Source organism: Limnohabitans sp. TEGF005 (assembly GCF_055394835.1).
Genome location: NZ_AP029226.1, coordinates 38,076 through 57,569 on the forward strand (window position 1 = coordinate 38,076; position 19,494 = coordinate 57,569).

Annotated in this window: 18 protein-coding genes; 9 read left to right on the forward strand and 9 right to left on the reverse strand. The window is 62.8% G+C overall.

Annotated features, from left to right (window positions below):
• Positions 1 to 46 precede the first annotated feature (46 nt).
• Entirely contained in the window at positions 47 to 1,000 is a 954-nt protein-coding gene (gene trxA, locus ACZ5RG_RS00170; protein ID WP_464447493.1) for a thioredoxin, read from the reverse strand.
• 80 nt (positions 1,001 to 1,080) lie between these two features.
• On the opposite strand from trxA, the gene purE reads away from it, so the two are divergent.
• From purE to ACZ5RG_RS00185, 3 genes are read left to right on the forward strand one after another with little or no spacing between them, the layout of a single operon-like run.
• Positions 1,081 to 1,581, forward strand: coding sequence for a 5-(carboxyamino)imidazole ribonucleotide mutase (purE, locus tag ACZ5RG_RS00175; protein WP_298602390.1), 501 nt, complete (start codon positions 1,081 to 1,083; stop codon positions 1,579 to 1,581).
• Entirely contained in the window at positions 1,578 to 2,747 is a 1,170-nt protein-coding gene (locus ACZ5RG_RS00180) for a 5-(carboxyamino)imidazole ribonucleotide synthase (protein ID WP_464447494.1), read from the forward strand. The genes purE and ACZ5RG_RS00180 overlap by 4 nt, the downstream gene beginning before the upstream one ends.
• 19 nt (positions 2,748 to 2,766) lie before the next feature.
• On the forward strand, positions 2,767 to 3,747 hold the full coding sequence (locus ACZ5RG_RS00185) for an L-threonylcarbamoyladenylate synthase (RefSeq protein WP_315138529.1): 981 nt from the start codon (positions 2,767 to 2,769) through the stop codon (positions 3,745 to 3,747).
• A gap of 8 nt (positions 3,748 to 3,755) precedes the next feature.
• Here the strand turns inward: ACZ5RG_RS00185 and ACZ5RG_RS00190 are convergent, their stop codons facing one another.
• On the reverse strand, positions 3,756 to 4,010 hold the full coding sequence (locus ACZ5RG_RS00190) for a SemiSWEET transporter (protein WP_298596915.1): 255 nt from the start codon (positions 4,008 to 4,010) through the stop codon (positions 3,756 to 3,758).
• Positions 4,011 to 4,014: 4 nt separating this feature from the next.
• The gene (dacB, locus tag ACZ5RG_RS00195; protein ID WP_464447495.1) at positions 4,015 to 5,610 is read right to left on the reverse strand and encodes a D-alanyl-D-alanine carboxypeptidase/D-alanyl-D-alanine endopeptidase; all 1,596 of its coding nucleotides are present in this window, start codon (positions 5,608 to 5,610) and stop codon (positions 4,015 to 4,017) included.
• Between the two features lie 53 nt (positions 5,611 to 5,663).
• Here dacB and ACZ5RG_RS00200 point away from each other — a divergent pair, with 53 nt between their 5' ends.
• From ACZ5RG_RS00200 to ACZ5RG_RS00215, 4 genes are read left to right on the forward strand one after another with little or no spacing between them, the layout of a single operon-like run.
• Positions 5,664 to 6,647, forward strand: coding sequence for a DMT family transporter (locus tag ACZ5RG_RS00200; protein WP_464447496.1), 984 nt, complete (start codon positions 5,664 to 5,666; stop codon positions 6,645 to 6,647).
• A complete protein-coding gene (tsaB, locus tag ACZ5RG_RS00205) occupies positions 6,644 to 7,420 on the forward strand; it encodes a tRNA (adenosine(37)-N6)-threonylcarbamoyltransferase complex dimerization subunit type 1 TsaB (protein ID WP_464447497.1) in 777 nt (258 codons plus the stop codon). The genes ACZ5RG_RS00200 and tsaB overlap by 4 nt, the downstream gene beginning before the upstream one ends.
• Positions 7,417 to 7,926, forward strand: coding sequence for a ribosomal protein S18-alanine N-acetyltransferase (rimI, locus tag ACZ5RG_RS00210; RefSeq protein ID WP_298596927.1), 510 nt, complete (start codon positions 7,417 to 7,419; stop codon positions 7,924 to 7,926). The genes tsaB and rimI overlap by 4 nt, the downstream gene beginning before the upstream one ends.
• 8 nt (positions 7,927 to 7,934) lie before the next feature.
• Positions 7,935 to 8,795, forward strand: coding sequence for a uracil-DNA glycosylase (locus ACZ5RG_RS00215; RefSeq protein WP_464447498.1), 861 nt, complete (start codon positions 7,935 to 7,937; stop codon positions 8,793 to 8,795).
• A gap of 90 nt (positions 8,796 to 8,885) precedes the next feature.
• On the opposite strand, the gene ACZ5RG_RS00220 is transcribed toward ACZ5RG_RS00215, so the two are convergent.
• The gene (locus ACZ5RG_RS00220) at positions 8,886 to 9,770 is read right to left on the reverse strand and encodes a DMT family transporter (protein WP_464447499.1); all 885 of its coding nucleotides are present in this window, start codon (positions 9,768 to 9,770) and stop codon (positions 8,886 to 8,888) included.
• 88 nt (positions 9,771 to 9,858) lie between these two features.
• Here ACZ5RG_RS00220 and pyrF point away from each other — a divergent pair, with 88 nt between their 5' ends.
• Positions 9,859 to 10,701, forward strand: a complete 843-nt coding sequence (gene pyrF, locus ACZ5RG_RS00225) for an orotidine-5'-phosphate decarboxylase (protein ID WP_315236818.1) — start codon at positions 9,859 to 9,861, stop codon at positions 10,699 to 10,701.
• A 19-nt stretch (positions 10,702 to 10,720) separates the two neighbouring features.
• Here the strand turns inward: pyrF and ACZ5RG_RS00230 are convergent, their stop codons facing one another.
• Positions 10,721 to 11,899 carry an acyl-CoA dehydrogenase family protein gene (locus ACZ5RG_RS00230; protein ID WP_464447500.1) on the reverse strand — a complete coding sequence of 393 codons (1,179 nt, stop codon included), beginning with the start codon at positions 11,897 to 11,899 and terminating at the stop codon, positions 10,721 to 10,723.
• A gap of 260 nt (positions 11,900 to 12,159) precedes the next feature.
• Here ACZ5RG_RS00230 and ACZ5RG_RS00235 point away from each other — a divergent pair, with 260 nt between their 5' ends.
• Positions 12,160 to 12,780 (forward strand): glutathione S-transferase family protein, encoded by a 621-nt coding sequence (locus tag ACZ5RG_RS00235; RefSeq protein WP_312261067.1) that lies wholly within the window; start codon positions 12,160 to 12,162, stop codon positions 12,778 to 12,780.
• 212 nt (positions 12,781 to 12,992) lie between these two features.
• Here ACZ5RG_RS00235 and ACZ5RG_RS00240 read toward each other — a convergent pair whose 3' ends face one another.
• The 4 genes from ACZ5RG_RS00240 to uvrA all read right to left on the reverse strand — a co-directional run bounded on the left by ACZ5RG_RS00240 (position 12,993) and on the right by uvrA (position 19,364).
• Positions 12,993 to 14,615, reverse strand: a complete 1,623-nt coding sequence (locus ACZ5RG_RS00240; RefSeq protein WP_464447501.1) for a long-chain-fatty-acid--CoA ligase — start codon at positions 14,613 to 14,615, stop codon at positions 12,993 to 12,995.
• Between the two features lie 27 nt (positions 14,616 to 14,642).
• Positions 14,643 to 15,818 (reverse strand): serine hydrolase domain-containing protein, encoded by a 1,176-nt coding sequence (locus tag ACZ5RG_RS00245; protein ID WP_464447502.1) that lies wholly within the window; start codon positions 15,816 to 15,818, stop codon positions 14,643 to 14,645.
• A gap of 103 nt (positions 15,819 to 15,921) precedes the next feature.
• Positions 15,922 to 16,320 carry a glutaredoxin family protein gene (locus ACZ5RG_RS00250; RefSeq protein WP_464447503.1) on the reverse strand — a complete coding sequence of 133 codons (399 nt, stop codon included), beginning with the start codon at positions 16,318 to 16,320 and terminating at the stop codon, positions 15,922 to 15,924.
• A gap of 104 nt (positions 16,321 to 16,424) precedes the next feature.
• Positions 16,425 to 19,364 carry an excinuclease ABC subunit UvrA gene (uvrA, locus tag ACZ5RG_RS00255; RefSeq protein WP_464447504.1) on the reverse strand — a complete coding sequence of 980 codons (2,940 nt, stop codon included), beginning with the start codon at positions 19,362 to 19,364 and terminating at the stop codon, positions 16,425 to 16,427.
• Positions 19,365 to 19,494: the final 130 nt, after the last annotated feature.

A 19,494-nucleotide genomic window follows, 5' to 3' on the forward strand; every position in this document is an offset into this window, starting at 1 on the left:
CAGCGTGCAGCTTGTCCGAGCCTTTGTGGCGCGAAAACGCGGATCGTCAGTTGAGCATCATGCTCAGCTTGCGCCGGTAGCTGGAGATCATGGCCAGCAGCGGGTCTTCTTGCAGGGCGGCTTTGCCCATCAGCTCGATGCCCCCTGCCGATTTGCCCGTGGCGTCTTGTGCCTTGGATTTGGGTGGGGTCATCAGCTCCAGCAGGGCAACAAAGGTTTTACGCGGCGCTTCGCCGTCCCACTTTTTGTCGCGCATGATGATTTCCAGCAACTCGTCCATGGCCGCTTCCCACTGGCCCACGGCGATCAGCAGGCGGCTTTTGGCAAAGCGGGTTTCAAAGTCGCGCTTGTTTTGGCCGATGAGTTCGTCGAACTTCGCCAGTTCCCATTGGCCGCGTGGGTCGTTGGTCACGAATTCCAAGGCGTTGAGCCACTGGGTTTGCGCCTCAAAGCGCAAGGGCACCGGGATGCGACTCATGGTCGGGGCCAGCAAGGCAGCGGCTTCGGCCAGCTCACCCAGTCCGATCAGCAGTTTGACCAAGTCAAAGCGGGCATCGTCGTTGCCGGGGTCAGTGGCCAGGGCTTGCTCCAAGGTGGTGCGGGCGCTGGGCGCGTCGCCCGCTTGCTCAGGCTCTTGTGCTTCTTCGGTGGCAGCTTGGGCCTGCAGTGCTTCGGCTGCGGGCAGGTGTTTGTCCAGAAATTGCTTAACTTGGCCTTCGGGCAAAGCGCCCATGAAACCATCGACCGGTTGGCCATTCATCAGCAAGACGCAAGTCGGGATGCTTTTGATGCCAAAGGCCTGGGCCAGTTGTTGTTCTTCGTCGGAGTTGATCTTGACCAGTTTGAAGCGGCCTTCGTAGGCGGCTTCTACCTTTTCGAGGACGGGGCCGAGCGATTTGCAGGGGCCGCACCACGGAGCCCAAAAGTCCACCAGCACGGGCGTGGTCATGGAGGCTTCGATGACCTCGGCTTCAAAATTTTGTATCGTGACGTCCATCATGGCAGGCAGTGTTCCGGGTTGTGTTTCGGACCCGTTTGGGTGAAACCTTAAAATTCGACATTGATCACGAAAAGCACCCAATGACTCAAGCGCTCATCGGCGTCGTTATGGGTTCCAGCTCCGACTGGGACACCATGCAGCACGCAGTCCAGATTCTCCAACAGTTTGGCATCCCTCACGATGCCCGTGTGGTTTCGGCCCACAGAATGCCGGACGACATGTTCGCCTATGCACAGAGCGCCGCCGAACGGGGCCTGCAGGCCATCATCGCGGGCGCGGGCGGTGCCGCCCATTTGCCCGGCATGATCGCGGCCAAAACCGTGGTGCCTGTGCTGGGTGTGCCCGTGCAGACCAAGGCTTTGTCGGGCGTGGATTCGCTGCACAGCATTGTGCAAATGCCCAAGGGCGTGCCGGTGGCCACCTTTGCGATCGGTGCGGCGGGTGCGGCCAACGCCGCCCTGTTTGCCGTCGCCATGCTGGCCAACCACGACGCGGCGCTGCGCCAAAAGCTCGAAGCCTTCCGCGCCGCGCAGACCGAAGCGGCACGCGCCATGACCTTGCCACCTGTGGGCAGCGCATGAGCCGGGCCATCTTGCCGGGGGCCACGGTCAATGGCCAGCCCGCCACGCTGGGCGTGATGGGTGGTGGCCAGTTGGGCCGCATGTTTGTGCACGCGGCGCAAGCCATGGGTTATTTCACCGCCGTGCTCGACCCCGACCCGGCCAGCCCAGCGGGCTTAGTCAGCCACCACCATGTGCAGACCGACTATGTGGACGAGCAGGGTCTGGCGCAGTTGGTGCAGTGCTGCGCGGCCATCACCACCGAATTTGAAAACGTACCCGCGCCCGCCCTCATGACCCTAGGCGCTCAACGCCCTGTGGCACCCAGCGCCGACGCCGTGGCCATCGCGCAAGACCGCGCGGCAGAAAAAGCCCACTTTGTGCGTTGCGGTGTGCCGGTGGCCCCGCACGCGGTCATTGCCACGCCCGCACAACTGGCGGCCGTGGGCGATGAGCTGTTGCCCGGCATTTTGAAGACCGCCCGCATGGGCTACGACGGCAAAGGCCAGATCCGCGTCAAAACACGCGCAGAGCTGGCGGCGGGCTGGGACCAGCTCAAGAACGTGCCCTGCGTGCTCGAAAAAATGCTGCCTTTGCAGGCCGAGTGCTCGGTCATCGTGGCGCGTGGGGTCGATGGCCAGATCGTCAACTTTCCGGTGCAGCTGAATCTGCACCGCGAAGGCATCTTGGCAGTGACCAGCGTGTACGAAGGCGCCGTGCCTGCCGAGTTGGCTGCACAAGCCGTGGCCGCGACACGCGCGATTGCCGAAGGCATCCACTACGTGGGCGTGCTGTGCGTGGAGTTCTTCATCCTCAAAGGCGGCCAGCTGGTTGTCAACGAAATGGCGCCGCGTCCGCACAACAGCGGCCACTACACCATGAACGCGTGCGACCAGTCGCAGTTTGAGCTGCAAGTGCGCACCTTGGCCGGTTTGCCGCTGACCCCACCGCGCCAGCATTCGCCCGCCATCATGCTCAACCTGCTGGGCGACCTGTGGCCCCAAGGTGCCAGCCCTGCTTGGGAGCGTGTGCTGGCTTTGCCCGGCACGCATTTGCACCTGTACGGCAAGTTGTCAGCCCGGCCCGGTCGCAAGATGGGGCACCTGAACATCACAGGGGCCACGCCCGAGGCCGTGCGGGCCACCGCCTTGCAAGCGGCGGCGCTGCTGGGCATTGAAGCGTTCTGACTTCAGCAGCAAGGCGACCATGATCCTGAGTGCCAACGACGCGGCCATTGCCCGCGCGGCGCAAGCCTTGCAAGGCGGCCAGCTGGTCGGCTTGCCCACCGAAACCGTGTACGGCTTGGCGGCCAACGCCACCGACGACGCCGCCGTGGCCCGCATCTTTGTGGCCAAAGGTCGCCCCGCCGACCACCCACTCATCGTGCATGTGGCCAGCGCTGACCAAGTGCCTGTGTTTGCCGCGCAGGTGCCGGATTTTGCGCAGAGCCTGATCCAGGCTTTTTGGCCCGGTCCCCTGACCTTGATTCTGCCGCGCCAGCCCGGTGTGGCCACGGCTTCCGCCGGGGGGCAAGATTCGATCGGTTTGCGCTGCCCATCGCACCCGGTGGCCCAGGCGCTGCTCAAGGCGGGCTTGGCGCTCGGCGTGCAAGGCGTTTCGGCCCCCAGTGCCAACCGCTTTGGCCGCGTCAGCCCAACCACGGCGGCGCATGTGCAGTCTGAGCTGGGGCCTGACTTGTTGATTTTGGACGGCGGCGAATGCGATGTGGGCATTGAGTCCACCATCATCGACTGCACGCGTGGTGAGCCGGTGTTGCTGCGTCCCGGACACATCACCCGGCCCCAAATCGAGGCGGCCTGCGCCCGCGCCCTGCGTGACAAAGACGCTGTGGCTCAAGCCGCGCCCCGCGCCTCGGGCACGCTCGAATCACACTACGCGCCTCGCGCCAAAGTGCGCTTGATGTCAGCGCATGACATCGCGGCCAAGCTGCAGGCCCTGGGGCCGCATGCCAACAATCTGGGGGTGTGGTCGGCTGTGCGCCCTGATGCCGGAGCCGGTGTGGTGTGGCGCGCCCAGCCACAAGCCGCCGATCAGGCTGCACACGCGCTGTTCAGCGTGTTGCGCGATCTGGATGCCCGTGGCGTGCAGCAAATCTGGGTGCAACTGCCGCCCGACACCCCCGAATGGGAAGGTGTGCGTGATCGCTTGCAACGCGCTGCGGCCTGAAAAGGGTTTCAGCGGTAGCGCAGCTTCATCACCAAAATCATCAGCGCCAAGCTGGTGGTGATGGTGTTGGCGATGATGATGGGCCAAGCCATCAACAAAATGCCATAGACCAGCCACAGCGCCACGCCCACGGTGAACAGGCTGTACATGCCCAGCGAAATGCCGCTCACATCGCGTGTGCGGAAGGTTTGCCAAGCTTGCGGAATGAAGCTGGCGGTGGTGATCAATGCGGCGAAGGAGCCGATCCAGTCAATCAAGGTCATGGGCTTATTGTCGTTGGCCTTTGGTGCTGGGTCGAACGGCTGTTCGCGCATTTTCAAAGTTGTTCTGGTCACGTACCGCCCATTCCAGCAACTGGTCGATGGCGGGGCGGGCTTGGTTGGCGTTGGGGTGGTTGACGATGGCGACAACGGTGTAGCGCTGGCCGCTTTGGCCTTGCACATAACCCGCAACCGATACCACGTCGCGCAGCGAGCCGGTTTTGAGCCAGGCCTTGCCGATCACGGGGGACTGCGGGTTGCGCTCTTTCAGTCGGGCGGTGGTGCCATCGACCCCGGCCAGTGAGAGCGATTGGGCAAAAGCCTGGGCGTGCGGGCCACTGTGGGCCGCTTGCAGCAAAGCCGTCAAAGACGCCGCGCTGCTGCGCTCGGTGCGCGACAGGCCCGAGCCGTTGTCCAGCGCGGGCTCGTCGAATCCGCTGAAGCCCTCGCGCCACCAACGGGACATGCGCAAACGCGAGGCTTCAAAGCGACCGGGTGCGCCCAATTCGCTGGACAGCGTCAAAAACAACTGCTGCGCCATCACGTTGTTGGAAAACTTGTTGATGTCCTGAATGACTTCGGCCAAGGTCAACGAGGGGGCGTCCACCAGCAAGCGTGCCGATGCAGGACGCAGCCCGTAGCGCACCTGACCACTCAGACGCCCGCCTGCGGCCAGCCACATCGCTTGCATGACGCGGGGCGCATATTGTTCGGGGTCCGAATAGGCCACGGGCCATTCGCGTTCACCACAGCGTGCGGGGTAGCTGCCCGTAAAACGCACTTGCAAAGGCTGGCTGAAGTCGGCTTTGAGCTGGCTGCGCCAATCGTTGCAAGGCGCGGTGCTGGCGGTCACTTGTGTGGGCGCGTCCATGCCCGCCAATGGCGGCTCGAAGCGCACCTGCACTGGCCCGTTGGCCGCGTCGGGTGTGAACTTGTAAACCACCGCTTTGAAGTTGAGCAGAAGCCCGTCTGGAGACACGTTGTAAGGGCGCAGTGGTTCGTCGTCAAAGGGCTCGCTGCGTTCGCGCACATCAAACACGCTGCGGTCGAGCACGATGTCACCGCGCACCTCGCGCACGCCTGCGGCGAGCACTTGGCCCAACAGATCTTGCAGGCGCTCCAGCACCAATTTGGGATCGCCGCTGCCGCGCACCACCAAGTTGCCTTGCAGCACGCCGTCACGCACCGGGCCATCGGCATAAACACGGTTGCGCCAGACGTGGTCTGGACCCAGCAAGCTCAAGCCCGCATAGGTGGTGAACAGTTTCATGACCGAGGCCGGGTTGCTGGCAGCTTGTGGGCGATGCGACAGGCGCGGGGGCTGGGCATCGGCCCGCTTGCCCGGTGTGTCCGAGGCAGGCAAAGGGGCGATCAGCACACTCAAGGCCGAGGCGGGCACTTGCGCTTGGCGCAGGGTTTTCAGCACGGCAGGGGGCAGCGCGTTGGGGTGGGCCTGCGCCAAGGGGTCTTGTTTGTGTGTTGTGGGCGCGGTTTGTGCGCTGGCGGGTGTCGGCAGTGTGCTGGTCAAGGCCAACGTCAACGCAGCGCACACGGCCATCGACCACACAGGAAAAAGGAGGCGCGTTGCGCGTGACAAGCTCATTCAGTGAGTCTAATGGCCAGAGCCTGGCACGGCGGGGCCGTATCATTCGGGCCATGCGATTTTCTTCAAAAACCGTGGGCTTGGCCTCGGCGGTCATCACGGTGCTCATCTGGACGGGCTTCATCGTTATTGCGCGTGCGTCGGCGTCTCGGGGCTTGCTGCCTTTGGACATCGCGTTGGCGCGCGTTTTGGGGGCCAGCGCCATCTTGCTGCCCTGGGCTTGGTGGCTCATGCGCCCAGCCCGGCAAGCGGGTCAAAAGGTGGGCTCGCTTTGCGGCTTGTCGCCCTTGCCCTTGACACCCACGGTGCAGGCGGGTTTTTTGGGCGGCATGCTGTATGCCGTGCTGGCCTACAACGGTTTCTTTTTTGCACCCGCAACGCACGCTTCGGTGCTGATGCCCGGCAGCTTGCCCTTGTGGACCACCTTGCTGGCCTGGCTGGTGTTGCGCGAAAAAGTCTCGTCGGCCCGCGCGATGGGTTTGGCATTCATTGTGTTGGGCGATGTGCTGGTGGGGGGCGCGAGTTTGCTCAAAGCGTTTGAAGGCGGCGAGGTCTGGAAAGGCGATTTGCTCTTCATGACGGCGGCTTGTTGCTGGGCGGGTTACAGCGTGACCGTGCGTCGCCATGGCCTGGACGCGGTGCGCGCCACCATGGCCATCACCGCCTTTGCTTTTGTGAGTTTTGTGCCGGTGTATCTGCTCTTGATCGGCACCGGTGTTTTGCCCACCCATTTGATGCAGGTGCCGTGGACCGAGATCCTGTTCCAAGCCGTTTTTCAGGGGGTGGGCTCGGTGGTCATATCAGGCATCACCTTCACGCAAATGGTGCGCCACTTTGGCCCTGTGCGCTCGACCATGATCACGGCCTTGGTGCCGGGTTTGTCGGCCTTGGGCGCGGTCTGGTTTTTGGCTGAGCCGATGCATTGGAATTTGCTGGCGGGGCTGGCGCTGGTGACCGGCGGCATTTTGTTGGGTGTTCGCCAGGCCAAGCCGGTGGTCGTTTTGCCCAACGTGGCCACAGCCGGAGGCAAGCCATGAGCGTTGTCGCAAAAGAATGGCGTTGGTTGGCTTTTGACACCAGCACCGATGTGTTGTCTTTGGCCGTGGCCCGAGGTGATCGGGTCTGGACTCAAACCCTGCCCGGTGGCGCTCAGGCTTCCAGTGGCCTGATCCCGGCGGTGCTGGCCATGTTGGCCGAAGCCGACATGGCCCTCGCCTCATTGGACGCGATTGTGTTTGGCCGTGGGCCGGGCTCTTTCACGGGTTTGCGCACGGCCTGTGCTGTGGCGCAAGGCCTCGCCTTGGGTGCCGATTTGCCCGTATTGCCGGTGGACACATTGATGGCCGTCGCCGAAGAGGCGCGTTGGGCGCAGGTACAAACGGGACTGATCGATGCCGGTACCGATGTGACCGTGCTGGCGCTGCTGGATGCCCGCATGGACGAGGTGTACAGCGCTGCCTACCGCTGGCAGGTGGCACCCGGTCAAACCGAGGGGGGCTGGCAAGAGGTGGCACCTTTGCAGGTCGGTGCGCCTGAAAAGATGGCCATGCCCGAGGGGGCGCGGGTGCTGCTGGCCGGCAATGCGTTTGCCGCCTACGGCGAGCGCCTGCCTGCTGGTGAACCTTGCCTTGCCTTGCCCACCGCAGCGGCCTTGCTGCGTTTGGCACCGGCCTTGTGGGCGCAGGGGCTGGCGGTGTCGGCCGATCAGGCCATGCCGCTGTATATCCGTGACAAAGTGGCCAACACCACCGCCGAACGCGAGGCCCTGAAAGCCCAGGCCGCGCTGGCGAAGGCGGCAGTTCAGCCATGACCGGTTTGACCACGAAGTCCGATACCACTGCACGCGTCCAACCCTCCGAAGCGGTGCGCAATGCGGTCACCCTGGCCCCCATGACCTTGGACCATCTGGACGCCGTCATGGCCATCGAGCAAACGGCCTACAGCCACCCTTGGTCGCGGGGCAATTTTCGCGACTCACTGAACCCGCTTTTCGACGCTCAATGCCTGTGGCTCGAAGGCGAATTGCTGGGTTACTTTTTGGCCATGCGCGGCTTTGAAGAGATGCACCTGCTCAACATCACCGTGGCACCCGCCCGGCAGGGCCAAGGTTGGGGCCACATGATGCTGGACGCTTTGTCGCTCATGTCGCGCCACGAGGGCGCTCAGTGGCTTTGGTTGGAGGTGCGCCAAAGCAACCTGCGCGCCTTGCAGGTGTACGAGCGCTATGGCTTTCGGCAAGTCAGCATCCGCAAGGATTACTATCCGGCAGACCGCCAGCAGCGTGAGCATGCGGTGGTGATGAGTTTGAAACTGTGAGCCCGAACATGAGCGACCCCACCCGATTTGACCTGGACGACCGCCAACGCGCCATGCTGGCCGAAATGGGCGTGCGCGTGTGGTGGCCACAGGCCGCGGCCGCACCGGAGCCCTTGCCGCAGGCGGCGGCTCTTGTCGCCCCAGCTGCACCCGTTTTGGCCCTTGCCGCGTCAGCCGAGTTGCCTGTTGCCGCGCCACACGCTGCCCCGCCAAGCGTTTCGCCACCCGCCTCGCGCCCCGCCCCTGTGGCACCTTTGCAGACCACCGTGGCGGTGACCGCCAAGCCCTTGGCCGATGGCGTGGACCGCATGGACTGGACCACGCTGCAAGACACAGCCGCCGCATGCCAAGCCTGCGATTTGTGCGGTCATCGCAAAAAGTCGGTGTTTGGTGTGGGCGATGTGCAAGCCGACTGGATGGTGATCGGCGAAGCCCCAGGCGAAGACGAAGACGCGCAGGGTGAGCCTTTTGTGGGTCCGTCAGGCCAGTTGCTCGACAACATGCTCAAGGCCGTGGGCCTGAACCGCAAGGCGCAGGGCGAGGGTGGCGTCTACATCACCAACACGCTCAAGTGCCGCCCTCCGGGCAACCGCAACCCGACGGCCGAAGAGTTGGCCACTTGTGCCCCCTACTTGATGCGGCAGGTCTCACTGGTGCAGCCGAAGGTGATTTTGGCGATGGGCCGCTTTGCCGTGCAGTCGGTCTTGCAGACGACCGAGCCCATTGGCAAGCTGCGCGGGCAATTGCACAGCTACCAAGGGGTGCCTGTGGTGGTGACGTATCACCCTTCTTATTTGCTGCGCAGCCCGGCTGACAAGGCCAAAGCCTGGGCTGATCTGGTGCTGGCGCTCAAGACGGTTCAAGGCTGAGCAGCCATTCGCGAGCAGGGGCTTGCTCCCGCGCAGACAGGTTTGAACCGTCGTTGTGGCAGGTCGCCCCTGTGGCCGAATGTTGAAGCCTCAGTTCGTCTGGCGCGTGGGCCAGAGCACGGCTGCGATCGACAACATCATCAAAGCCACGGCAGCCCAGTCTTGCCAGTGCAAGACCTCCCCCAAGCCCACTGCACCGCTGAAAACACCCAGCACCGGGATCAGCATCACGCTCAGGGTAGAGGCCACGGGCGGCAGGCTGCGGGCCAGATAAAACCACGCGGCTTGGGCAAAACCAAAGACCAGCACCGCATTGAAGGCGATGGCGCCCCAAGTGGCCTCAGACGGGGCATGCCACTGGTCGCGTTCCAACAAGACCGCAAGCACAGTCATGACCCCGGTGGTCAAAAACGCCATCCAGAAAGAAATGGCCAAGGTGGGCACGGGCATTGTTGTGCGGCGCAACAGCTGTGTGCCCAAGGCCCAGGTGCTGGCTGCACCCAAGGCCAGCAGCACGCCCATGGGTTTGCCGCTCAGGTTGGACAGTTCGTGCCAGAGCAGCAAGACCACGCCGATGGACGCGGCCGCCACGCCGCCCCAGGCGCGCTTGGCCAGACGGTCTCCAAACACCAAGGCCCCCAGAACGGCCGAAAACATCGGCATGGTGTAGCCCAAAATCGCCGCCCGTCCGCTGGACAGCGACTGCACCGCCACGATGATCAGACCGTGCCAGAAAAACATATTGAAGGTCGCCAACAAGAGCAACTCGCGCCAATGCGCGCGACCAATTCGAAACGGCACCCGCTGCACCACCAAAACCAAAGCCAGCACGGGCGTGCCCAGCCACATGCACAGCGCGCGGAAGGTCAGCGGCGGAAACCCCGTGACCCCGATTTTCATGATCGGCCAGTTGATGCCCCAGACCAGAGTGAGCAAGATCAAAACAGTCCATTGCCGGGATGAGAGTTTGTGCATGGCGGCCATCTTAGCTGTGGCCCTGTGTGTCTGGGTGTCGCCGCCAGCGCCTGCGCCGACCTGCTCTGTCGCCGCTTAAAATGTCCGCATGACCTTTCTCGACATGTTGCGCACCGCCGAGCGCCAAAACGGCTCCATGCTTTGTGTTGGCCTGGACCCTGAGCCCACCAAGTTCCCGGATCGCATCAAGGGCGACTCGAACAAAATTTACGACTTTTGCGCCGCCATCGTGGACGCCACAGCCGATCTGGTCAGCAGCTTCAAGCCCCAAATCGCCTACTTTGCAGCCCACCGCGCCGAAGGCCAGTTGGAACGCCTGATGGAACACATGCGCCGCGTGGCCCCCCATGTGCCGATCATTTTGGACGCCAAGCGCGGTGACATTGGCTCAACCGCCGAGCAATACGCCATCGAAGCCTTTGAGCGCTATGGTGCCGATGCCGTGACCCTCTCGCCCTTCATGGGCTGGGACTCGGTGGCCCCTTATTTGAAGTACCACGGCAAAGGCGCGTTTTTGCTGTGCCGCACCTCTAACCCCGGTGGTGACGATCTGCAAAACCAGCGCTTGGCTTCGGTCGAAGGCCAGCCACTGTTGTACGAGCATGTGGCGCGTTTGGCCCAAGGCCCCTGGAACCTGAACGGTCAGCTGGGCTTGGTGGTCGGTGCAACCTACCCCAAAGAAATTGAACGTGTGCGCGAACTCGCCCCCACGGTGCCCTTGTTGATCCCCGGCGTGGGCGCACAAGGCGGCGATGCAGCAGCCACTGTCAAGGCGGGTTGGCGTGCCAACGCCGACGGTTCCAGCGCTGGCCCGATCATCGTCAACTCGTCGCGGGCGGTGCTGTATGCATCGAGCGGTGAAGACTTTGCCGCGGCGGCCCGCAAGGTCGCGATGCAAACGCGGGAACAACTGCAAGCGGCCAAAGCTTGAAGCTTGGCGGCAAAGAGCCTCAGCCCTCTGCCGCTTTTTGCGCCTTGTGCACGATCTTGCGTGCCATGCTCCAGCGGTGCACTTCGCTTGGGCCGTCATAAATCCGGAAGGCGCGCATGTCCATGAAGATGCGCATCACCGGTGTCTCGGCTGTCACGCCTTGGCCGCCCAAAATTTGCACGCAGCGGTCCACCACGCGCCACTCGGCTTCTGAGCAGGCCACTTTGGCGCGGCTCGATTCAAAGCCGCCTTTTTGACCCTGGTCCAACAGCCAGGCGGTGTGCCAGATGTGCAGGCGGGCGGTGTGCAGGTCGATGTCGTTGTCGGCCAGCATGAAGCCCACGCCCTCGTGTTCGGCCAGCGGCTTGCCAAACGCCTTGCGGCGGCTGGCGTAATCCACCGCGATGTCATGCGCCCGGCGTGCCTGGCCCAACCAGCGCATGCAGTGCGTCAACCGTGCCGGGGCCAGCCGCACTTGGGCATACCGAAAGCCCTGACCCACCTCGCCCAATACATGGCTGGCCGGCACGCGCAAATCGTCAAAGCACAGCACGCCATGGCCACCGGTAAAGCAGTTGTCCATCGCGTCCATGCTGCGTTCGAGCCGAATGCCCGGTCGGTCCATGTCGGTCAAAAACATGGTGGCCGTGCCATCTTCCATGCGGGCCATCACGATGGCGTAATCGGCCCCTTCGGCCCCGGTGATGAACCATTTGCGGCCACTGATCAGGTAGTCATCACCATCGCGCACGGCGGTGGTGGTCAGCATTGACGGGTCGGCCCCCGCGCCCGGGTCGGGCTCGGTCATGGCAAAACATGAGCGGGTGAGTCCGGCCACCTGTGGGCGCAGCCAACGCTCTTTTTGCGCTGGGGTGGCCACCTCTTCCATCAAGTGGATGTTGCCCTCGTCGGGCGCGTGAATGTTGAGTGCGGTCGGACCCAGATTGGAATAACCGGCCTCTTCAAACACCACGGCCTTGGCGATGTGGCTCAGGCCCAGCCCGCCCATCTCGACCGAGGCATGCGGGGTGAGCAGACCCGCAGCGCGTGCGCGTGCCACCAACTCGCGACGCAGCGCTTCGGACGGGCCGTGCACACCGTGGCGTGGGTCGTTTTCCAGAGGGATCACCTGTTCGGCGATGAATTGACGGGTGCGCTCGCGCAGTGCTTGCAAGTCTGGGGGGATGTCAAAGTTCATGGAATAGGTGATTCTGAAAAAAGGGTGGAACCAATGGCCATGCACCAATTGGAAAGGCGGGAACATGCTTGCGCTGTCCGGCCTGTGACTCACTGTCGCATTCGGGTGAGTTGCGTGCGAAGCTGAGTGCAGATCTGTCATCTGCGAGGCTGTCTGATCAAGGGTGAGGTGATAGTCTGTGCTGAACATATGGGCTGGCTGCGATGCTGTTTGTCGCTATGCCGCCAAGGCAAGCAGCTTAAAAACCACAAGGACAAGCCATGAAGCTTTACACCGCTCACCGTGCCCCGAGCCCCCGCCGGGTGCTGATGTTTTTGGTCGAGAAAAACATCACCGGCATCGAGATGGTCAACCTGGACTTGAACGGTGGTGAGCACCGTCAGCCGCACTATTTGGCCAAGAGCCCGCTGGCCAAAGTGCCTGCTTTGGAGCTGGACGACGGCCGCGTGATCACCGAGACCCGCGCCATTTGCACCCTGCTGGAGGGCCGTTATCCCGAGCCGAACCTGATGGGCGTGGACGGCGATGAGCGGGGCTTCATTGAGATGGCCGACCGGCAGGTGGAGCTGTATTTGCTGGGCGGCATTGCCAATGCCATTCGCCACAGCCATCCCGGGCTGGCCGCTTTGGAAAAGCCGCAGTTCCCCGAGTTTGGCCGGTCGCAAGCCCAGAAGGTGCGCGACGTGGCCCGTAGCTTTGACCTGCGCTTGCAAAGCCAGCCTTGGATCGCAGGCGAGCGCTTCAGCATTGCCGACATCACCGCGTTTTGCGCACTGGAGTTCGCACGCGGCCTGATGAAGTTTGTGCCCGGCGACGAAGGCATGAGCGCCTTGCAGGCCTGGCGCAACCGGGTCGATGAGCGGCCCAGCGCCAAGGTTTAGGGATGGATGTCACCCCGCTCCCATATGCCCCTCGCTCCCATATGCCCCTGCTCCCATATGCCCCTCGCTCCCATCTGTCACCCCGGACTTGATCCGGGGTCCATGCCAGTTCAACCATGGATGCCGGATCAAGTCCGGCATGACAGGGTTAAAGACCAATCAAGTTCGGCATGACGGGGTTCAATGCCGGATCAAGTCCGGCATGACACGCTTCAGCTGAACACGCCGCCGTATTCCTTGCGCAGGTCGTTTTTTTGCACCTTGCCGGTGCCGCCCACGGGCAGCGATTCGAGGAAGACCACATCGTCGGGCACCCACCACTTGGCGACCTTGGTGGCCAGGAAGTCGAGGATCTCTTGTTTCTCAAGCGTCTGCCCCGGCTTGCGCACGACAAACAGCAGCGGGCGCTCGTCCCACTTGGGGTGCTTGATGCCGATGACAGCGGCCATGGCCACGGCGGGGTGGCCGATGGCGGCGTTTTCCAGGTCAATCGAGCTGATCCACTCGCCACCGGTTTTGATCACGTCTTTGGTGCGGTCACGGATTTGCATGGTGCCGTGCGCGTCGATGGTGGCGATGTCACCCGTGGGAAACCAGCCGTCCACCAGCGCGGTTTTCTCGGCCTTGAAGTAGCGCTCCACGATCCACTGGCCGCGTACCATCAACTCGCCTTGCGATGTGCCATCGCGGGGCAAGGTGACGCCGTTTTCATCGACGATCTTGATCTCGATGCCCGAGACGGTTTTGCCTTGTTTGGCCACGATGGCGTGCTGCTCGGCGGCGGGCTTGTTGCGGTCGGCGCGGCTCAGGTTGCTCATGGTGGCCACAGCCGTGGTCTCGGTCATGCCCCAGCCGTGGCGCACTTCGACGCCATAGGTGTCCATGAACTTGGCGATCAGCGCCATGGGCATGGCCGAGCCGCCCACGCAGGTGCGTTTCATGTGGGCAAAGCGCAAGTTGTTTTGCTCGACGTGTTGGATCAGTCCCATCCAGATGGTGGGCACGCCCGCACTGATGGTGACTTGTTCGCTGTCCATCAACTCAAACAGACTGGGGCCGTCGAGTTTGGGGCCGGGCAAGACCAGCTTGGTGCCCGCCACCAGCGCGGCGTAGGGGATGCACCAGGCGTTGATGTGGAACATGGGCACCACGGGCAAGATGGTCTCTTGTGTGGACAGGCCCAGCACATCGGGCAAGCCCGCGGTGGTGGCGTTCATGACGATGGCGCGGTGCGTGTACAGCACGCCTTTGGGGTTGCCGGTGGTGCCCGAGGTGTAGCACAGGGCCGCGCCGGTGTTTTCGTCGAACTCCGGCCAATCAAAGCGGTCGCTGTGACCGGTGATCAGGCCCTCGTAGTTCATCACATTGGCCACGCCTTCGATGGTGGGCGTGTTGGCCGCATCGGCCAGGCAGACCCAAGCACGGACTTGGGGGCAATGCGCGGCAATGCCTTTGACCAGCGGCGCGAAGGTGGCGTCAAACAACACCACCTCGTCTTCGGCGTGGTTGATCACATAGATCAGCTGCTGCGGGTGCAGGCGCGGGTTGCAGGTGTGCATGACCATGCCACTGCCCGAGACGGCGTAATAGGCCTCCAGGTGGCGGTGGTTGTTCCACGCAATCGAGCCGACCGCGCTGCCCGCCTTCAGGCCCATCTGGGCCAGCGCATGGGCCAACTGGCGGGCGCGTTTGGCCGCATCGGCATAGGTGTAGCGGTGCAACGGGCCATGCGTCTCGCGCGAGACGATTTCTTGATCGCCAAACTGCGCTGCGCCGTGTTCGAGGATGCCCGAAATGAGCAGTGGGCGGTTCATCATGAGGCCGGTTTGGGGCATGTTTTGTCTCCAGTGTTTTTGAGTTTCTTACAGCAAGGCCGCGTACACCATGTCGCGAAACAGGGGGCGATAGTAATCCCGCTGGTTGGGTGCCTGGATCATCAGCATCGCGACCATGTCAAGTGCCGGGTCGACAAAGAAGGTGGTGCCCGCAATGCCGCCCCAGTAATACAGCCCAACAGAACCTGGCACGGGCGACAGGCCCAAATGCGTGCGCACGGCAAAGCCCAGACCAAAGCCGTGGCCCGGTGGCAGCAAGGTGCCGTCGACTGGGATGCCGCCCAAATGGTCTGCGGTCATGAAGTCCACCGTGTGGGCGCCGAGCAAGCGCACGCCATTGAGCTCACCCCGGTTGCGCAGGCATTGCAAAAATCGGGCGTAGTCCATGGCGGTGGACATCAGGCCTCCGCCGCCGCCCTCCATGGCGGGCACTTCGCGGGGTTCAAGCACCTTCATCGGCACGCCGCCGTCGGGGTCGTGCGCAAAGGGCTCGGCAATGCGGTGGTGCTGCGCGGGCGGTACGGCAAAGCCGGTGTCCACCATGCCCAATGGGCCAAAAATCTCGGTTTGCAGGAAAGCGCCCAGGTCTTGTCCGCTGACCACCTCGACCAATCGCCCCAGCACATCGGTGGCGCGGCTGTAGGCCCACACGCTGCCGGGTTGAAACTGCAGAGGCAGCGCCGCCAGCGTTTGAGAGAACTCGGCATTGCTGCGTTCGCGCGAGGCGATCTTGACTTGCCCGTACTGCTGTTGCACCGACGACGTGCCCAGAAATTCGTAGGTCAGTCCGGCTGTGTGGCGCAGCAGGTCTTGCACCGTGGCCGGATTGCGCACCGGCTCCAGCCCATGGTCCGTGGCTACTTGTTGTGTGGCGTATTCAGGCAACCAGCGGCTGACCGGGTCACTCAACAACAACTGGCCGCGCTCGACCAACATCATCACCGCCACGGACACCACCGGCTTGGTCATCGAATAGATGCGGAAGATGCTGTCGGTCTGCATGGGCTTGCCTGTGGCGGGGTCTTGCTGGCCCACGGCCTCGAACAAGCCGATCTGGCCGCGCCGGGCCACCATGGCGACCGCACCTGGCAATCTGCCGCTTTCCACTTCGCGGCGCAACACGTCCATCAGACGCTGTGTGCGGTCAGGGCACAGGCCCACATCGGCAGGCTTGGCGTGGGGCAAAGGGGAATGGGGGGTCATCGGGCGCTCCAGAAGAAGGGTGTTTTGTACACCAGCCCAACGAGATGCGGTATCACCTAAAGCAACCGGGTCGCGGTTGCGAATGCGAGCTCAGTTGCCTGCTTCAGGCTGCGGGAGCCGCAAAGCGCTCGCGCAGGTAAGTAACGATCGCGCCCGAGTCTTTGAGCCAGCGCGTCTGCCCGTCGGCATCGGTGATGCTCAGGCAGGGCACTTGGGCCGTACCGCTGCCCTGCAGCAGCTGTTCGCGGTTGGCGCTGTTGTGCTGCGCATCGCGCTTTTCGATGGGCAGCGACAAGCGGCGCATTTCCTGTCGCACCTTGATGCAAAACGGGCAGGTGCCGAACTGGTACAGCGCCAGGCTTTGGCATTGCTGGTCGACCGAGGCTTGCGCTGCGGTTGTGCGTTGCATGCCAGCCGGTTGGGTCAGGCGCTCTTTGAGCAGCATGACTGGGCCGAGCACGATGCGCAGGGTTCGAAAAAAGGCACGGATCACTGTTTTCATAGAGTCTTCAAAAAATCAAAAAATTGGGTGGAGATGAGGTGGGCGTGAAATGGGTTGGGGTCAGGCTTGGACAGGCCAAGGTTGGTCGGCGCAGTCCGACACCGTCACAGCAAACGCGCCAAATATTGGCCCGTGAAGCTCGCCTTGTTCTTGGCCAGCTGCTCGGGCGTCCCTTCGCCCAGTACCGTGCCGCCACCCGCACCGCCCTCTGGCCCCATGTCAATCAGCCAGTCGGCGGTTTTGATCACATCGAGGTTGTGCTCGATGATGACGATGGTGTTGCCCGCATCGCGCAGCTGGTGCAGCACTTTGAGCAGCAGGTCGATGTCGGCAAAGTGCAGGCCGGTCGTGGGTTCGTCCAGGATGTAGAGCGTGCGCCCGGTGTCGCGCTTGGACAACTCCAGCGCCAACTTGACGCGTTGCGCTTCACCGCCCGACAAGGTGGTGGCGCTTTGGCCCAGACGGATGTAGGTCAGGCCAACGTCCAGCAGCGTTTGCAGCTTGCGTGCAATGTTGGGCACGGCGCTGAAGAACTGGTGTGCTACTTCCACCGTCATGTTCAGGATCTGCGCGATGTTCTGACCCTTGTATTGCACTTCCAGCGTTTCGCGGTTGTAGCGCATGCCGTGGCACACGTCACAAGGCACGTACACGTCGGGCAAAAAGTGCATCTCCACTTTGACCACGCCGTCGCCCTGGCAGGCCTCGCAGCGCCCCCCGGTCACGTTGAAGCTGAAGCGCCCGGGGCCATAGCCGCGCTCGCGTGCCGCAGGCACTTCGGCCATCAGTTCGCGGATGTGGGTGAACAGTCCGGTGTAGGTGGCGGGGTTGCTGCGCGGCGTGCGGCCAATGGGCGATTGGTCGACGTTGATGACCTTGTCAAAGTGCTCCAGCCCTTTGATTTCTTCGTGGGTGGCGGCTTCATCGTGTGCCCGGTGAATCTGGTGTGCCGCAGCGGTGTAAAGCGTGTCGTTGACCAGCGTGGATTTGCCCGAGCCGGATACGCCGGTCACACAGGTCAGCAAGCCCACGGGGAATTTGACGTTCACGTTTTTCAGGTTGTTGCCCGATGCGCCCACGATCTCGATGAAGTCCTTGCCTGCTTTGTGGCGTTTGGGGATCTCGATTTTTTTACGGCCCGACATGTACTGGCCAGTGACCGAGTCGGGCGCAGCCAAAATGTCGGCGCAAGTGCCTTGAGCCATCACGCGCCCGCCGTGCACGCCAGCGCCCGGCCCCATGTCAATCACATGGTCGGCCACGCGGATCATGTCTTCGTCGTGCTCGACCACCAGCACGCTGTTGCCGATGTCGCGCAGGTGTTGCAGCGTGCCGATCAGGCGGTCGTTGTCGCGCTGATGCAGGCCGATGCTGGGCTCGTCCAGCACATACATCACGCCCGTCAGGCCCGAGCCGATCTGGCTGGCCAGTCGGATGCGCTGCGACTCGCCGCCCGACAGCGTTTCGGCGCTGCGGTCTAGGCTCAAATAGTTCAGGCCCACGTCGTTCAGGAACTTCAAACGCAAGGCGATTTCGCGCACCACTTTGTCGGCAATCTCGGCCTTGGCCCCGTGCATCTTCAGGCTCTGAAAATACTGCTGTGATTCGCCCAAAGTGATGTGGCTGATGTCGTAAATGGCGCGCGACTGCGCACCTTCGCCAATGCGCACATGACGGGCCTCGCGCCGCAGCCGGGTGCCGTGGCAGCTGGTGCAGGGCTGGGTGTTGCGGTAACGGGCCAGGTCTTCGCGCACCAAGGCCGAGTCGGTCTCGCGGTAGCGCCGCGTCATGTTGGGGATGATTCCCTCAAACGGGTGTTTCTTGCTGACCTTTTTGCCCTGCGAGGCACCGGATTCCATGACGTAGCTGAACTTGATTTCTTCGTCACCCGAGCCGTTCAGCAACACCTGTTGTGCGCTGGCGGGAAGCTTTTCAAATGGGGTTTCGATGTCGAACTGGTAATGCTTGGCCAGGCTTTCGAGCATGCTGAAGTAAAAGCCGTTGCGTCGGTCCCAGCCCTTGATGGCCCCGCTGGCCAGACTGAGCGAAGGGAAAGCCACCACCCGCTCGGGGTCAAAAAAGGCCATGGTGCCAATGCCGTCGCAGGTCGGGCAAGCGCCCATGGGTGAGTTGAAGGAGAACAGCCTGGGCTCCAGCTCGCTGATGGAATACGTGCACACCGGGCAGGAGAACTTGGCGTTGAACAGGTGTTCTCTCCCCGTGTCCATCTCTAGGGCCACGGCACGGTGTTCGGCCAGGTGCAGCGCCGCCTCAAAGCTCTCGGCCAAGCGCTGGCGCAGGGCATCACGGGCACTCCCTTTGACTTTCTCGTCTTCTTCCGACCGAACCTTGATGCGGTCCACCACCACGTCGATGTTGTGTTTCTCGGTTTTCTTGAGCGTGGGCAGGTCTTCCACTTCCACCGTCTGGCCATTGATGCGAAAGCGCACATAGCCCAGCGCCTGCATTTGCTCAAAGACTTTTTCAAATTCACCTTTTTTCTCACGCGCAATGGGCGCGAGGATCATCAGCTTGGTGTCTTCGGGCAGGGCCAGTACGGCGTCCACCATCTGGCTCACGGTCTGCGCTTGCAGCGGCAGATCGTGGTCAGGGCAATAAGGCGTGCCTGCGCGGGCATACAACAGGCGCAGGTAATCGTGGATCTCGGTGACCGTGCCCACAGTGGAGCGTGGGTTGTGGCTGGTGGCTTTTTGCTCGATGCTGATGGCGGGCGACAGGCCCTCGATCAGGTCCACATCGGGTTTGTCCATCAGCTGCAAAAACTGCCGTGCATAGGCCGACAGGCTTTCGACATAGCGGCGCTGGCCTTCGGCGTAGAGCGTGTCAAAAGCCAGGCTGGACTTGCCTGAGCCCGACAGCCCGGTGATCACCACCAGCTGGTTACGCGGGATGTCGAGGTCGATGTTTTTCAGGTTGTGGGTGCGGGCACCGCGCACACTGATGTGGGTTTGCCGCAGGGCTGACGCCAGATACCGCGCTTGTTCGGGTTCGTCGGGCAAGTAAGGGGAGTCAACAAGGTTCACGGTGGACGGCCAGATCAGCAAAACCTTTGATTATCCCCGTCGGCGCTGTTTTTGGCACCGGGGCGGGCCAATCAGGGACAATCACCCCTTTTCCCTGACTCTCTGCCCCTGGCTGTTCCGCGTGACCGAA